13 protein-coding genes and 1 pseudogene are annotated in these 15390 nt (G+C 68.0%); all 14 read left to right on the plus strand.

Annotation, left to right across the window (positions count from 1 at the left end):
• The first annotated feature begins 9 nt into the window (after nt 1–9).
• Nucleotides 10–906: a DUF1295 domain-containing protein gene (locus MSZK_RS23040; RefSeq protein ID WP_199203447.1), complete on the plus strand. Its 897-nt coding sequence runs from the start codon at nt 10–12 to the stop codon at nt 904–906.
• Nucleotides 903–2033: an FAD-dependent oxidoreductase gene (locus MSZK_RS23045; RefSeq protein ID WP_099250872.1), complete on the plus strand. Its 1131-nt coding sequence runs from the start codon at nt 903–905 to the stop codon at nt 2031–2033. The genes MSZK_RS23040 and MSZK_RS23045 overlap by 4 nt, the downstream gene beginning before the upstream one ends.
• A 64-nt stretch (nt 2034–2097) precedes the next feature.
• On the plus strand, nt 2098–3171 hold the full coding sequence (locus MSZK_RS23050) for a DUF5631 domain-containing protein (protein ID WP_099250873.1): 1074 nt from the start codon (nt 2098–2100) through the stop codon (nt 3169–3171).
• A 103-nt stretch (nt 3172–3274) separates the two neighbouring features.
• Complete coding sequence (locus tag MSZK_RS23055) at nt 3275–3592, plus strand: DUF2710 family protein (protein WP_099250874.1); 318 nt, start codon at nt 3275–3277, stop codon at nt 3590–3592.
• A 4-nt stretch (nt 3593–3596) separates the two neighbouring features.
• Entirely contained in the window at nt 3597–5093 is a 1497-nt protein-coding gene (gene eccB, locus MSZK_RS23060; protein WP_099250875.1) for a type VII secretion protein EccB, read from the plus strand.
• Nucleotides 5094–5095: 2 nt separating this feature from the next.
• Entirely contained in the window at nt 5096–9166 is a 4071-nt protein-coding gene (gene eccCa, locus MSZK_RS23065) for a type VII secretion protein EccCa (RefSeq protein ID WP_099250876.1), read from the plus strand.
• A gap of 116 nt (nt 9167–9282) precedes the next feature.
• The gene (locus MSZK_RS23070; RefSeq protein ID WP_099250877.1) at nt 9283–9582 is read left to right on the plus strand and encodes a PE domain-containing protein; all 300 of its coding nucleotides are present in this window, start codon (nt 9283–9285) and stop codon (nt 9580–9582) included.
• A 4-nt stretch (nt 9583–9586) separates the two neighbouring features.
• Entirely contained in the window at nt 9587–10810 is a 1224-nt protein-coding gene (locus tag MSZK_RS23075; RefSeq protein ID WP_099250878.1) for a PPE domain-containing protein, read from the plus strand.
• A gap of 127 nt (nt 10811–10937) precedes the next feature.
• Entirely contained in the window at nt 10938–11243 is a 306-nt protein-coding gene (locus MSZK_RS23080) for a WXG100 family type VII secretion target (protein ID WP_047332761.1), read from the plus strand.
• 32 nt (nt 11244–11275) lie between these two features.
• Nucleotides 11276–11563, plus strand: coding sequence for a WXG100 family type VII secretion target (locus tag MSZK_RS23085; RefSeq protein WP_099250879.1), 288 nt, complete (start codon nt 11276–11278; stop codon nt 11561–11563).
• Between the two features lie 64 nt (nt 11564–11627).
• Nucleotides 11628–12461 (plus strand): ESX secretion-associated protein EspG, encoded by an 834-nt coding sequence (locus MSZK_RS23090; protein WP_099250880.1) that lies wholly within the window; start codon nt 11628–11630, stop codon nt 12459–12461.
• The gene (locus MSZK_RS23095; protein WP_371411379.1) at nt 12462–13493 is read left to right on the plus strand and encodes a MinD/ParA family protein; all 1032 of its coding nucleotides are present in this window, start codon (nt 12462–12464) and stop codon (nt 13491–13493) included.
• A complete protein-coding gene (gene eccD, locus MSZK_RS23100) occupies nt 13493–14974 on the plus strand; it encodes a type VII secretion integral membrane protein EccD (RefSeq protein WP_099250881.1) in 1482 nt (493 codons plus the stop codon). Before MSZK_RS23095 ends, eccD begins: the two co-directional genes overlap by 1 nt.
• Nucleotides 14971–15390 (plus strand): annotated as a pseudogene (locus MSZK_RS23105) (type VII secretion-associated serine protease); the annotation flags it as partial. The gene eccD and the pseudogene MSZK_RS23105, both read left to right, overlap by 4 nt.

Genomic DNA, 15390 nt, shown 5'->3' on the forward strand with positions numbered 1-15390 from the left:
GGAGGGTGCATGACTGTGACGCCGAACCGGGCCGGTTCTCTGTATTTGGTCACGCTGGCGTATGTCCTGGCGGTCGGGGCCGGCGCGGCCTGGCTGCTGTGGGGTCCGTCGGCGACCGGCCGGCTATGGCTGGACGCGCTGATCGCCGACGTCATCGCCACGCTCGTGGTGTTCGTGTTCTCCCGCGCCTACCGCAACTCCAGCTTCTATGACGCCTTCTGGAGCGTGATCCCGCCGCTGCTGCTGATCTACTGGTGGGCCGCGGGCCCGCTGGGTCTGGATTCGCTGCGCTGCTGGCTGATCCTGATCGTGGTCATGTACTGGGCGGTGCGGCTGACCGGCAACTGGGTCTACAGCTTCCCCGGCCTGCACCACGAGGACTGGCGCTACCCGCTGCTGCGGGAGAGCGCCGGGCGCTGGGAGTTCCTCGCCGACCTGTTCGGCATCCACCTCGTCCCCACCCTGCAGGTGTTCCTCGGCATGCTCCCGGTCTATGTCGCGGTCACCACCCCCGGCTCCGGCCTGATGTCGCTGAGCTGGATCGCGTTCGCCGTCGGCATCGCGGCCGTCACCCTCGAGCTGGTCGCCGACACCCAGATGCACCGCTTCGTGCGCGACAAGGTGCCCGGCGCGGTGATGGACCGCGGGCTGTGGGCGTGGTCGCGGCACCCGAACTACTTCGGCGAGGTCAGCTTCTGGTTCGCCCTGGCGCTGTTCGGCGTGGCCGCCGCCCCGGGCTCGGCGTGGTGGCTGTTCGTCGGGGTGATCGCGATGGTGGCGATGTTCCTGGGCGCCAGCATCCCGATGATGGAGAAGCGCAGCCTGGCGCGACGCCCGCAGTATCAGGACGTCATCGACCGGGTGCCGATGCTGATTCCCCGCCCCCCGCGAAAGGCCGCCGTATGAACGCGACCAAACCCCGGGTGGTGATCGCAGGCTTCGGTGACAGCGGGGTGCTCACGGCGATCCGGCTGGCCCGCCACGCCGACATCGTCGGCATCTCGGTCAAGCCGGCTTTGGTGAGCGGTCAGGAGCTGGGGCTGCGGCTCGCCCGGCCCAAGGACTGGGCCCGCGACAACTGGATCTCGTTCGACAAGTACCGCGCCCTGGACGGGGTGCGCACCGTGCAGGCCACCCTGACCGGCTTGGATCTGGAGAACCGCACCGTCCATGGCAGCGCACCCGACGGCGCGCCGGTGGCCGAAAGCTACGACGTCCTGGTCATCTCCACCGGCGTGCGCAACGGGTTCTGGCGCCAGCCCACCGTGCAGACCGCCGACGAGATCGCCGCCGAGCTGACCGCCACCCACAACCGGCTGGCCGACGCGGGTTCGGTGATCATCGTCGGCGGGGGCGCCGCGGCGGTCAGCGCCGCTGCCAACATCGCCACCGCCTGGCCGGGCAAGAAAGTGGATCTGTACTTCCCGGCCGAGCGGGCGCTCACCGAGCATCATCCGCGGGCGTGGGAACGCTTGCAGAACAGGCTGATCGGGCTCGGCGTCGGCCTGCATCCGGGGCATCGGGCGGTGCTGCCCGATGGCTTCGACGGCGCCGAGATCACCGCCGAGCCGGTGCAGTGGAGCACCGGCCAGCCGCCTGCGCAGGCCGACGCGGTGCTGTGGGCGATCGGGCGGGTCACACCCAACACCGAGTGGCTGCCGCCGGAACTGCTCGACGAGCAGGGTTTCGTGCGGGTCACCCCGGAGCTGCAGCTGTGCGGCCATCATCGGGTGTTCGCGATCGGCGACGTGGCGGCCACCGACCCGCTGCGGGCCTCGGCGCGGGCCAGGGCCGACGGGCTGCTGGCGCACAACATCAAAGCCACGCTGGAGGACCGCCCGCTCAAGCAGTACCGACCCCCGCGGCGGCGCTGGGGCTCGATCGTCGGCATCCAGGCCGACGGGCTGGAAGTGTTCGCCCCCAACGGCACCGCCTACCGGTTCCCGGCGTGGTCGATCGACCGGGTGCTGATGCCCTGGATCGTGCGCCGCGGCATCTACAAGGGCGTGCGGGAAAACCGGCCGCTGGCCTGAACAAGCTGGTCCCGGGTAGTTCCGCCGAACTGACAGCGCGAGAACGGACGGTAGGCTGCTTCCAGTGGCGATCTTCGGCCGGAACTCGGCCCGTCAGCGTCTGAAGAGGGCGACCCAGAGCGCGCTCTCGGTGCCGGCATTCGACACGCCCGCCGACTGCACACCGTGGGTGATCGGCGGGTTGTGGCCACCGGAGCTGGCGACCGTCACCCCGGCCACGGCGACAGTCGCCGAACACCTGAAGCGAGATCTGCAGCGCATCGCGGACACGGCCAACGAGCGGATGGGCGCGCTACGCCACGCCGATCTCCCCGACTTCGCCCGCCGGGCCGAGGAAGCCAGGATCATCGACTCCGCCCGGGCCTTCGCGGTGCAACGCGTCGAATCGACGATCCGTCAACTGCGTTCTGCAGCAATCGAATTCGACACCGATCCGGCGATTCCCGTGATCGTCGCCGAACCGGAACCCGAATCACCGCCACAGGCCGAACCGCACGTCGAGCCCGACGACAGGCGCTTGGCCCGGCTGCTGGAATTCGTCGCGCGCCAGGAACCCGGCTTGCGGTGGGCGATCGGGGACCGCGCGGATGGAACCACGTTGCTGGTCACCGACCTTGCGCACGGCTGGATCCCGCCGGGCGTCGCACTGCCCGCCGGTGTCATGCTGCTGGCGCCGGCCAGGAGAGCGGGCCGAATCGGTGAACTGCTCGGTGACGTCATCCGATCCGCGGTCTACCACCCGGGCGATCCGTTCACCATGGGCCGCGACGAGACGACGCCGCCGTCACAGAAGCCGCGGGAGCTGCCCCGCCTCGACGACCTCGGGTGGACACTCGTGGAGGCCACCCATTGGCGTGAGGGCCTGCCCAGGATCGCGCACACGTTGGCCAAGGCAGGGGCCGCCCGCACCGGTGTGGTCGACGCCGAGGTGGACGTGCTGCGGGTGCACTCCGACACCGCGCGGTATCAGCTGATGGCCCAGTATCCCGACGTCGACCAGGATCTGCTGAGCAACTGCTTACTACTCGCGGCTACCGAGGCAATCGCCGTCGCCGACGAGTCGTCGGCCAACTATCACGTCGCCTGGTTCGAAGCCCTCAACGCCCCGCCGCCCAGCCGTTGGGGCACCACAGCGTGACGGGTGAGGCAGGCTGAGGTTGCTGGGGCGTTTTCCACGCCGTTGACCGTGTTCCTCGCGGAAGTGAATTGACGCAGGTAGCGGTGCTCGACATACTGGCTAGGTGGCGGGATCCGGTAGTGATCGCGAGCTTAGCGACAGGGATCTCGTCGATGCGGTCTTACAGGAACTGAGCGAGGCTGCGCAGCGTTGGGAGGCGCTCGTCGCTGCTGCCGAGACCGTCACGTACAGCGTCGACCTGGGGGATATACACGCGGTGGCAAACTCCGACGGCAAACTCATCGAGCTCACATTGCACCCCGCGGTGGTGACCGATTACAGCCATGGCGAGCTCAGTGACCGGCTGAATCTGGCGTTCGCAGCCCTGCGTGAGGAAGCCGAAACCGACAACCACGCCCGGTACGGCGGCGAATTGCGGTGATCCGGTGCCGCTGAATCTGTCCAACCGCGACCAGAACTCCGGTCACCTGTTCTACAACCGCCGGCTGCGCGCGGCCATCACCCGGTTCTCGGTGCGGATGAAACACGACGACCGCAAGCAGCAGGCCGCGGTCGCGCTGTCGATCGTCTTCGTGCTGATCGGCTGCGGGTGGATGGCGCTGCTGCATTTCATGAAACCGGCCGGGCTGGTCGGCCAGTCCAACATCATCGGCAACCGCGACACCGGGGCGCTCTACGCGAAGATCGACGATCGGCTCTACCCCGCGCTGAACCTGACCTCTGCGCGGCTGGCGACGGGAAGCGCGTCGGCGCCGACCTGGGTCAACGCCGCCGAGATCGCCAAGTACCCGACCGGGCCGATGATCGGGATCCCCGGCGTCCCAGACGATCTGACCGTCTCGGCCAACCCGGTCTCGGCGTGGTCGGTATGTGACACCGCTCCTGCCCGGGGCAGCGGTCAGCCGCCGGTGGTCACCGCCATCGCGGGGCAGCTGTCCGCCGGCGGACGCGCCCAGCCGATGCGGCCGACCGAGGCGGTGCTGGCCACCCACGGCACCGACACTTATCTGGTCTGGAATGGGCAGCGCACCCAGATCGACCCGACCGATCGCTCGGTCACCTTCAACCTGGGACTCGATCCGGGCGCCACCCGTCCGATCCAGATATCCAACGCCCTGTTCGACGCCATGCCTGCGACGGAGCCCCTCGTGGTGCCCGTCATTCCGGAGGCGGGCACGCCGTCACGCCTGCTCGACGGCTCAGTGGTGGGCGCTGTCCTGGAGACCAAGGACTCCAACGGCGCCGTCAGCGGGTTCTACGTACTCCTGCCCGACGGCGTGCAGAAGATCACCGGCTTCGTCGCCGACCTGTTGCGCACCGCCGACAGCCAGGGCTCGACGACCCCGAAACTGGTCTCGCCGGACAAACTGGTCAACATCCCCGAGTTGACGGTGCTCAACGTCGACTTCTATCCCACCGGAAAGCTGGATTTCGTCGACACCGATGCCAATCCGGTGACCTGCGTGGGCTGGCAGAAGCAGACCACCGACCGGCAGGCCGCGGTGACCTTCTTCTCCGGGCGCGGCCTGCCGACCCCGCAGAGCTTGGATTCCCACATTGTGCGGCTGGTGCGGGACAGCCGCGACCCGGACTCCGTCGAGGCCAACCAGACCCTGATGCTGCCGGGCGCGGCGAATTTCGTCGCGTCGACCAGCGCCGCCATGTCCTCGGACACCCGCGAAAGTCTGTATTGGGTTTCGCCACAAGGCGTCCGGTACGGCATCGAGTGGGACCAGAACACCCTGCAGGCGCTCGGATTGGATCCACGCCGGGCGGTTCAGGCGCCCTGGCCCATCGTGCGGACCTTCGCGGCCGGCCCGGCCATCAACCGGGCGACCGCGCTGCTGGCCCGCGACACCATCGACCCCGGAGGGGCGGTGGCCCCGGTGGCTGCCCCCGGGCAACAGAACGCGGGAGGGTAGCGGTGTCGAAAAGGGGATTCGTCCGCGGCGGACGCCGACCGGCGCCCAGCGTGCCACCGGTCCGGGTGGCGGTCGCGCCACCACTGGCACTGCCCGAGCGTGAACCGCGCAACATCCTGCTGATGATCGCGCTGCCGGCGCTGCTGGTCGGCATCATCGGCACGCTCGTCGTGATGTACACCTCGGGTGTCCGCTCGCTGCAGTCCGGGTTCTTCCCGCTGATCGGCTTGGTGGGCTTCGGTGCCCTGATGTTCAGTGGCCGGTTCGGTCGCGGTCGCCGGATCAGCTGGGGCGAGCAGGAAAAGCAGCGCCGGGTGTATCTGCGTCAGCTCGACGACGATCGCGACGAGGTGCAGCACGCCGCTGCCGAACAACGCCGCAGCCAATTGTTCGTCCACGGCGACCCGCAGGAGCTCGATACCGTGATCGGTGGGCCGCGGATGTGGGAGCGCCGGCCCGCCGACGCCGACTTCCTCGACGTACGGCTGGGTATCGGGGTGCAGTCGGCGGCCGACTCCGCGGTTTCTCTGCAATGGCCCGAAGTCCCCGTCGGCGAGGAGCTGGAACCGGTGACGGGCCGCGCATTGCGCGATTTCATCCTGGAGCAGAGCAAGATTCGCGACATCGGCAAGGTGCTGAGCCTGCGCTCGCGGCCCGGATTCAGCTTCGTCGGTGATGACCCCGGCGAGCTGCACGCGTTCATGCGGGCAGTGCTGTGCTCGCTGGCCGTCTATCACAGCCCCAACGACATCAAGCTCATGGTGGTGACCCGGCATCCGGAGCTGTGGTCATGGCTGGTGTGGCTGCCCCACAACCAGCACGACGAGATGTTCGACGCCTGCGGCCTGCGGCGGCTGGTCTTCACCTCGCCCACCGAACTCGAGGACGCGCTGGATGCCGAGCTGCACCGCAAGGGCAGGGGTCCGTGGGCGCCGCCCACCGGATCCAGCCCGACCACCATGGGGTCGCCCATGGAGGCGCTGCCCGGAAACGCGCTGGGGCCACACTGGGTGATCGTCGACGACAACGTCGGCACCCCCGAGCAGTGGGAAGGCATCACCGGCCAGAAGGGGATGGCCGGAATCACGGTGCTGCGCCTGGCATCCCGTCCCGGTGTCGGGGTCGGCTTTGCCGACGAGGAAGAACGCTTTGGGCTGCGGGAAGGCCGGCTGCGGCACCGCGGCGCCTTCTACGCCGTCGCCGACATGCTCGCCGAGAGCACGGCCGACCGGTATGCGCGGGCGCTGGCCCGCTGGTCGCCGATGACCGCCGGCGAACTGTCGGAGACCGACAGCCAGGGCGGCGAGCTGCTGCGTGCGCTGGGCATCACCGACCCGCGCCGACTCGATGTCGACCGGCTGTGGGCAGAGAGCCGTGGCCGGGGCGACCCCAAGTGGGCGGTGGTTCCGGTCGGGGTCAAACCCGGCGGCGAGCTTCAGTACATCGTGTTGCGAGCCAAGGATTTCGGTGGCTTCGGCTTCCATTCCGTGGTGATCGGCACCTCCGGCTCGGGAAAGTCTGAGTACTTCCTGTCGCTGTGCAACGGGATAGCGTTGACGCACTCGCCGGAGACGTTCATCGTGATCTTCGTCGACATGAAGTTCGAATCGGCTGCTCAGGATCTCGAAGGCCTGCCCCATGTGGCGGGTTCACTGTCCAACCTCGGCAAGGACGATCGACACCTCGCCGAGCGGATGCGCAAGGCCATCGACGGTGAAATTGCCCGCCGCTACCGGCTTTTCAAGGATGCCGGTGCCCGCGATGCCAACGAGTACGAGGAGATGCGCCTGGCCGGGCGCGACCTCGAGCCGGTTCCGATCCTGCTCGTCATCATCGATGAGTATCTCGAGCTGTTCCACAACCACCCCGAATGGATCGATCTGGTCATCCACATCGGCCAGGAGGGCCGCGGCTGCAATGTCTTCTTCACGCTCGGGGGACAGCGGCTGGATCTGTCGTCGCTGAGTAAGGCCAAGAGCAACATCGCTTTCCGGGTCGCCCTGCGTGCCGAGACCGCCGAGGACTCCCGTGACGTGATCGGCAGCGACGCCGCGTTGCACCTGCCGTCCAAGGAGGCGGGCTACGGTCTGCTCAAGGTCGGCCCGCGTGAGCTCGAACAGTTCCGCTGCTTCTACGTCTCGGCCCCGTTCGTGGTGCCGAAGAAGGTGGTGAACACCGACACCACGGTGGACGTGAGTTTCACTCAACCCCGGCCCCTGACCTGGGAGTACCAGCCGCTCTCCGATGAGGACAACGCCGCGCTGGCCGGTGCCGACGCACCGGAGGAGCCCGACGAATTCCTCTATCACGCGGACGGTTTCAAGAAGAAGAAGCTGCTCGACGTCATCCGCGAGTCGCTGATCTCGCATCCAGCCCGTGCGCCGCACCAGATCTGGCTGCCGCCACTGGAAGTCGGCGAGACGGCCGATGTCCTGGTCGAGCGCTGGCGAGGCAAACCGTGGTGGGTGGACTACGGACAGAACCCCGGACTGGTCATTCCGGTCGGGATCGAGGACTTCCCCGAGGACCACGCCCAGCGCGTGCATGTCATCGACGCCGAGATGGACAACGTCATGGTGGTCGCGACCGCCCAGCGTGGGAAGTCCACCACGCTGATGACGCTGATCACGTCGGCCTCGCTGATGTACCGGCCGGAGCGGGTGACCTTCTTCTGCCTGGGTGCGTCGCTGTACCCGGTCGAAGACCTGCCGCACGTGGCCGGCGTCGTCAGCCTCACCGACACCGAAGGAGTGTCGCGGACACTGGCCACGATCGAAGGACTGATCCGGGCGCGCGAGGCATCGTTCAAGCGCTACCAGATGGACATCGGCGAATTCCGCGAGCGCCGGTTCGGGGCTGCGGGCGGCGGCGGCACCGATCCGGACGACAAGTTCGGCGACGTCTTTCTGGTCATCGACAACTTCGGCGACCTGTACGACAAGGACAACGGCATGGGGGATCGGGCGATCACGATCGCCCGCCAGGGCTTGTCCTACGGCATTCACGTCGTCACCAGCGCCAGCGGGTGGCTGGTCGGACAGAAGCAGGCCCTGCTGAACGTCTCGAACGCCCGCATCCAGCTGCGTCTGAGCAATCCCGACGAGACACAGATGGGTACCGGCATGGAGCATCGCCGGGCGGCGCGCAACACCCTGGACCGGCCCGGTTTCGGGGTGAGCCGGCTGGGGCACGAGCTGCTGATCGGCTTACCGGAGATCGTCGGCCCCGACGGCGAGCGGATCCCCACTCGCCAGGTCGGCCAGGTGATCGCCGCCCAGACCGGCGCCGGGCGGGTCGAGACGCTGGCCAGGCTGCCCGAACACATCGGCCTGCGGGAGATCGTCGCCGCCTACCCGGCCACCGGCGAGCGCCTGGACATCCCGTTCGCACTCGGCGAGAGCGCGCTGCAACCGGTGGCGCTGCCGACCCGGCAGGCGCCGAACCTGCTGGTCGTCGGCAGGCAGGGCTGCGGGAAGACCAGCACCTTGGCCGCGTTCGGACAGGCCATCTCGTTGCGGTTGTCGCCCGACGAGGCGCAGATCACGATCGTCGATCCGAAGACCAGCCTGATCGGCAAGATTCAAGGACCGCACGTACGGGCATACGCCTATACGCCCGACGACATCGATCAGGTCCTGGCCGAGTTGGCCGAGATCATGCGCGACCGGCTGCCACCGTCCGGACTGAGCCAGGAGGAGCTGATGACCCGCTCTTCGTGGACCGGTCCGCACCACTTCGTGCTGATCGACGACGAGCAGGAACTGCGGCCCAGCGGGGCCATCGGAAAGGCTGCCGCGACCGCGCCGCTCTGGACGCTCATCGAGCGAAGCCGGGAGATCGGATTGCACGTCATCGCCACCCGGTTGCCGGGCAACTGGGCCGGCGTCTCGGCGATGAGCCCGTTCCTGCAGAAGCTGACCGGTTCGCGGGCGCCGACGCTGTTCATGGACAACGACCCGCAGACGGTGAAAGTGTTCGGCCGCACCAGCGCCCAGCAACTACCGCCGGGCCGCGGACTGCTGGTGACTACCGACGGCGCGATGGAAGGAGTACTTGTTGGTACGCCGGACTGAGCGACAGTCGGTGAGTTAGCTGCGAGTGCAACGACATAAGTCGCATTAGGTAGCCAGCACACTCTACAATACAACGGTATTGCAGTTTCCCCTGCGATCACCCAAGGGAGAGCAACATGGTTCTGAACGTCAATGCCGCATCGGTGTCCACCTCTGCGACGACCGAGACCGGAATCAGCGCGGAAATGGGCGCGGCCACCTCGGCGGCGTCGGCAGCGTTGGTGGGGGTCCTGCCGATGGGTGCGGATCTGGACTCTGCCGAGTTCGCTGCGGCACTCAACGCCGCGGGCGCCTCCTACATCGGCACCGCCACCGAGCATCTCGCCAATCGGGGCATGTTCGCCGGTGCGCAGGACATGGCCGCGGCCACGTACACCGCCACCGACGTCCTGAACAACGCCGCGCTGGGCCTGTAGGTCGATGCCCGATCCCTCGTGGCCGGCGCTCTCGCCGGAGACCAACTACCTGCGGCTCGTCGGGCCGGGGGCGGGCGGTACGGCGACCACGATGGCCAGCGGGGCGGCCTGGCAGGCGTTGATGGGCAGCAACGAGCTGGCCTTCTCGCTGTCGCAGCTGAACACCGCGGTCACCGCGCTGAACTTCGAGGGCATCGGCGGGCTCAGCTCGATGACCGCGGTCACCGGCCTCAACACCGCATTGCAGCTGCTCGCCGGTTGGGTACAGGAGAAGCCGCCGATCGCTGCCAGCGCCGTGGCGGCCTATGAGACCGCGGTGTCGACGATGATCCCGGCGGAGGTCTCGATCGCCAATCGCACCGAACAGGCATCGGACGTGGCGATCAATCCCGCGGTGCTGGGTGCGCTCACCCCGGCGATCGTCGCTCTGGACACCGAATACTTCGGTGAGCACTGGCCGCACAATTCCGGCGCCGGCGCCACCTACGGCGCGGCGTTGGCCTCCTTGGCCGCCGCTCTGGCAGTACCTCCGCCGATTGCGCCGCTGGGCGCCTCGCCGGCCGCACCCGCCGCCGCGGCGGCCGCGGTGGCCCAGGCCGCCGGCACCACCGGCATGCAGGCCGCCACGCAAGGCACCGGCCAGGTCACCCAGATGGCCGGGAAGACTGCCGCCGCACCCGCCTCTGCCGGCGGCGAGATGAGCTCGATGATGATGCAGCCCATGCAGGCGGCGATGGGCGCGATGCAGCCGCTGATGGGCATGTTTCAGGCCCCCATGCAGGCCTTTCAGGGCTTGTCGAGCCTGCCGCAGTCGATGATGGGCTCGCTGGGCGGGATGTTCAACGGCATGAAGGCCGGCGATGCGGCCATGCCGGCCGCCGAACTCGTCAAAGCCGGAGCGCCGACGGCCGGGGGCGCCGGGCTCGGTGGCGGGGGAATCGGTGGCGGCGGTGGAGGCGTGCCCGGCGCGGGCCTGACCAGCTATACCCGCCCCACGAGCAGCTTTGCCCCGGAGAACTCAGGACGCCCGACGTCGCTGAAGACCGGCCTGCTCAGCGCCGCCGAGGTCCGTCCGACCACCGCACCCATGGGTGGTGGCGCCATGCCGATGTCACCGGCCCACGCCGGGATGCTCGGCCAGGGCAAGGGCGAGAACAGCAAAGACGATGTGGCGCACGCGCGCATCGTGGTGGAAAAAGATCCGCGGTGGGATCCGCGGCTCAGCTAACGGCTTGTTACGAGGGGGTGCGTCCGTCAACGTTTGCCAGGGGTGAAGTGACAGCAGGTCAGTCTTCGCCCGATACTCGTCAACACATCCCCAGACCGGGACCTCAATCAGCAAAAGGGAGAAGCACATGACACTGGTCGTCACACCGGAAGTGCTGCGCAGCACGCAGCAGGCCATCGAATCCGCGCTCGAGCACGCCACGGCGATCGCCAACGGATACCTCAGCAGCCATGAAGGCTTGGGCTCGGCGGTCTGGGGTGGCCAGGCGCAGCTGGCTTCGGTCAACACCGCCGCGCAGATCAACCACGACCTGCAGCAGACCATCACCGGCGGCACGCGCCTGGCCCACGGCCTGAGCCAGGCGGCTTCGATGATGGAACAGCACGAAGCCGACGCCGCCCACAGCCTGACCAGCTTCGCCGCCAACGCCTGATCCCAGCCACCTCACGAAAAGGACTTCACACCATGTCGGACAACATCACGTACAACCACGGCGGCGTCGCTGATTTCGCCTCCGACGTCGGCTCCCGGTCAGCCCAGCTGATGGAGATCCACGACGACATCCTGCAGCGCACCAACGCCATCGCCGACTTCTTCCAGGGCGCTGCCGCGGGCTCGTTCCACGAGGCCCAGATGCAGATGCTGCAAGGCCTGCAGGGCCTGATCGAGACGATGAACCAGCACGGATCGACCATCAGCAGTGTGAACGACAGCGCGCATCAGACCGACATCATGATGGGCAACCTCTTCTAACCGGACTTCTCAGCCGGTGGGGGCGCACAGTCGGTGCGCCCCTGCTGTCTGTTTTGGGATCACCATGTTGACGACGACAGTGGACGGCCTGTGGGTGCTACAGGTGCTGTCCGGCATCGAAGTAGTGGCACCCGAACTCGGCCTGCGGCCGCATCTGCCCAGTATCGAGACCCGCGAGCGGGCCTTGGCGCACCCCGTGGCCGACGAACTGCGTGCCGCGGGCGTCATCACCGATGCCGGCGGGGTCGACGACGCCGTCCTGGAGTGGTTGACAGTGTTGTCCCGCCGGGACATCGCCCTGCTGATCTACGCGCAGACGCCTGCGCAGGATGTCGAACCGGAACGAGTGCTGTTGGCACGCTTCGCCCAGTGGTGGGTTGTGCTGGAACGCAACGGCATTCTGGTGCGGCTGTCCGGAGCCGGTACCGCGACCTCGGAGGAGTCGGCCGGCATGCTGATCAATGCGCAGATCGAGCGGCTGTGCGGGGTCATGAAGGCCGCTTCGTTGCGTCCCGTCACCCTCGAGGTGCCCGAATTGCTTGCCGCTGTTCATGATCGGGCGAGCCTGCGCAGCTTTCTGATGGACCGCAGACTCGACGGCGACCAGGTCACGATGCTGACGCTGGCCGCCGACACCGAGCGCTCGGCACAGGCGTCGGTGGTGGCCATCCAGTCCGGGATGCCCAGTGGGCCGGCCCGCAACCACATCGACCAGGGCGCGGTCACCATCATCGACACCCCCCAGGGCAGGCTGGTGTCCGAACACGTCACCCGCTCCGGGAAATCCTGGATGATCGTCTCCCCGGGATCAGCGGCCAACATCGCCTCCGCGGTGTTGAAGATGGTTCGTCGACTGCCCGCCGACGACGAGTGGTTCTCTCACAGAAAGGTTGTCTAGGTGACGAATCCCTGGAATGAGCCGGGGCGTTCTGCCGATCCCCGCGACCCCGCCGGACGGGAAAGCTTCGGGGGCCACCACCGCCCGCAGCAGGACTCGGTGTCGGGCACTCTGCGCATCTCGGACATGGTGGCGCCGCGCAAGATTCCGCCCGGATCGGGTTGGCGCAAGTTCATCTACAACCTGTCGTTCAAGTCCATCAATCTCGGCGAGTCGCCCGCGGAGCGGCACTATCGTGAACTCCGCGAACGGATCCGCAGGCACATCCGCAAGCAGTACGTCATCGGTTTCGTCTCCGGCAAGGGCGGGGTCGGCAAGACGACGATGACGGCGAGCGTGGGTGCGGTGTTCCGGGAATGCCGCCCCGAGAACGTGGTGGCGATCGACGCCGCCCCCGGGTTCGGCACGCTGGCAGGCCGCATCGACGAAGCACCCCCGGGCGACTACTCCGCCGTACTCAACGACACCGATGTGCAGGGCTACGCCGACATTCGAGAACATCTGGGGCAGAACCAGATCGGACTCGACGTCCTGGCCGGAAACCGGGTGTCGGACCAGCCTCGCCCACTGGTCCCGGCAATGTTCACCGGCGTGCTGTCCCGGCTCCGCCGCACCCACAACGTGATCCTGGTGGACACCGCCGACGATCTGGAACATCCGGTCATGAAGGCCGTCTTTGACGCCTGCGACACCCTGGTGTTCGTCTCCGGGCTGACCGCCGACACCTCGCTGCCGGTGACCCGCTCGATCGACCTGCTGCGCTCACTGGGCTACCACGAGCTGGTGTCGCGCAGCATGGTGATCCTCAACGACAGCCGCAACAATTACGACTCCGACGCCCGCAAGTATCTGACCGAACGATTCAGCCAATCCGGCGCGACCGTCGAATTCATGCCGTACGACCCGCATCTTGCCAAGGGCGGCATCATCGACGCCCAGCACGAACTGCAGAAGAAGACGCGACTGCGGCTCTTCGAGATCACCGCAGCCCTGGCCGACAAGTACATTCCGGACGCCGACAGGCCGCGCTGATGGCCAAGGTCTCGTTTCCGGCTCGCTGCGCCGTCGCGGTGATCTGCGGTGAACACCTTGTCTCCCAGGTGTACCCAGCCTCCGTGCCGGTCGAAGTCTTCATCGACAATGTCGTCGAGCTGCTCGACGAGGAGCTCAAACGTCGTGGCGCACCGGGCCTGGACCCAGGCATCGGCTATGAACTGAATCGCGCCAACGGCACTCGGCTCGACGTCACGAAGACCCTGGACGAACTCGGTGTTGAAGACGGAGCCACGCTGGTTCTCGTCCCGGCGCAGGAAGGCGAGTCCTTCGAGCCGCAGTACGAGTCGCTGTCCACAGGGCTGGCCCGGGTCGGAAAGAGACTGTTCGCCCCGGTGACCGCCGAAACCGCCGCGCACACCGCGATGGCGGTACTGGCGATGGTCGCCGTTGCGGTTGTGGGCCTCGGTGTGCGTAGCCGCCTACACACCGATTCGTGGATTCCGGCCGCGGTGACCGGGACGGCCGGTCTGCTGCTCGCCGTGGGTGCCGGTTGCGTGTGGCGGTGGTGGCCGCGGCGCGCGGATCTGCTCGCCGGGTTTGCTTGGCTGACCGTCCCGCTGTGGGCGGTGGCCTTCGCCGCCGCGGCGCCCGGCGGCGTGGGCGCCGCGCATCTGTTCATCGCGGCTCTGGCCACCGCGGTGCTCACCGTCGGTGCGGTCACCATGACCGGCCGGCACGTCACTGTCGCCGCGACGGTGGTGACGCTGTGCGGCGTGGGAGGGCTGGTCGCACTTGCGCGGATGTGGGCCGCTGTACCGGCCCAGTGGCTGGGCATGTGCACCCTGATCGGGCTGCTGTTGCTTCTCACGCTGGCACCGACGTTCGCGCTGTGGGCGGCGCGAATTCGTCCGCCGCACTTCGGCTCGATCACCGGGCGCGACCTGTTCCGGCGCAGCGACGGTCTCCCCGTCGACACCGTCTCGCCCGTCGATGACGAGGCAGAGGACGAGCCGAACCCGGACACCACACCGCGTGGTGCCGCCATCACCGCGGCTGCCACCCGGGCGAACAGCGTGCTCACCGGCATCTGCGTCGCCTCGGCGGTCACCTTGCCCGCCGCGGTGTGGGCGACGTTGATGCCCGGCCGGGCCAAGAGCACCGGCGCCGCGGTGTTGGCGGGGCTGTTCGTGCTGATCTTCATCAGCCGTGGCCGCGCCTTCGCCGACAAGCGTCAGGCCGTCGCGCTGGTGTGCGGGGCCGCCGCGGCGCTCTGCATCGGTGTCGTCCGCTACGTTCTGCACGAGCCTGCGGATTCGGGGGCGGCGCTGCTGGGGGGCGCGCTGGCCTTGGCCGCCTTCGCCGGCGCCGGATTGGCTGCGGCGCTGCTCGTTCCGGTGACCCGCTTCACTCCGCTGGTGCGGATGATCGCGGAATGGCTGGAGCTGGCGGCGATCGTGGCCGCGTTTCCGTTGGCGGCCTGGATCGGCGGGCTGTTCACCTGGGTCAGGATGCGATGAACGGACAGCGGTTCGTCGCGGCGGTGATGGTCGTCCTGCTGATCGGGATGGTTGCGAACCTCCCTGCCGCGCAAGCGATTCCACCGCCGAGCGTGGACCCCTCGATGGTTCCGCCGGACGGTCCGCCGCGACCGGACCAGCCCATGCGGCAGAGCAACATCTGCGCGCGCACCATTACCGTGGCCGACCCGAACGTGGCATTGCCCGCGCCGAACCTGGCGATGCTCAACATCGCCAAGGCCTGGCAGTACTCGACGGGCAACGGGGTGCCGGTAGCGGTGATCGACACCGGGGTCAATCCGAATCCCCGCCTGCCGGTGGTACCCGGCGGGGACTACATCATGGGTGGCGACGGCCTGATGGACTGCGACGCGCACGGCACGATCGTCGCCTCGCTGATCGGTGCGGCGCCGCAC

The organism is Mycobacterium sp. shizuoka-1, from assembly GCF_002723835.1.
In the GTDB taxonomy this organism is placed as follows: domain Bacteria; phylum Actinomycetota; class Actinomycetes; order Mycobacteriales; family Mycobacteriaceae; genus Mycobacterium.

Coding starts and splice junctions, on each gene's coding strand:
- MSZK_RS23045 (WP_099250872.1), top strand. CDS start 903: ATGAACGCGACCAAACCCCGGGTGGTGATCGCAGGCTTCGGTGACAGC.
- MSZK_RS23040 (WP_199203447.1), top strand. CDS start 10: ATGACTGTGACGCCGAACCGGGCCGGTTCTCTGTATTTGGTCACGCTG.
- MSZK_RS23070 (WP_099250877.1), top strand. CDS start 9,283: ATGGTTCTGAACGTCAATGCCGCATCGGTGTCCACCTCTGCGACGACC.
- MSZK_RS23080 (WP_047332761.1), top strand. CDS start 10,938: ATGACACTGGTCGTCACACCGGAAGTGCTGCGCAGCACGCAGCAGGCC.
- eccD (WP_099250881.1), top strand. CDS start 13,493: ATGGCCAAGGTCTCGTTTCCGGCTCGCTGCGCCGTCGCGGTGATCTGC.
- MSZK_RS23075 (WP_099250878.1), top strand. CDS start 9,587: ATGCCCGATCCCTCGTGGCCGGCGCTCTCGCCGGAGACCAACTACCTG.
- MSZK_RS23085 (WP_099250879.1), top strand. CDS start 11,276: ATGTCGGACAACATCACGTACAACCACGGCGGCGTCGCTGATTTCGCC.
- MSZK_RS23090 (WP_099250880.1), top strand. CDS start 11,628: ATGTTGACGACGACAGTGGACGGCCTGTGGGTGCTACAGGTGCTGTCC.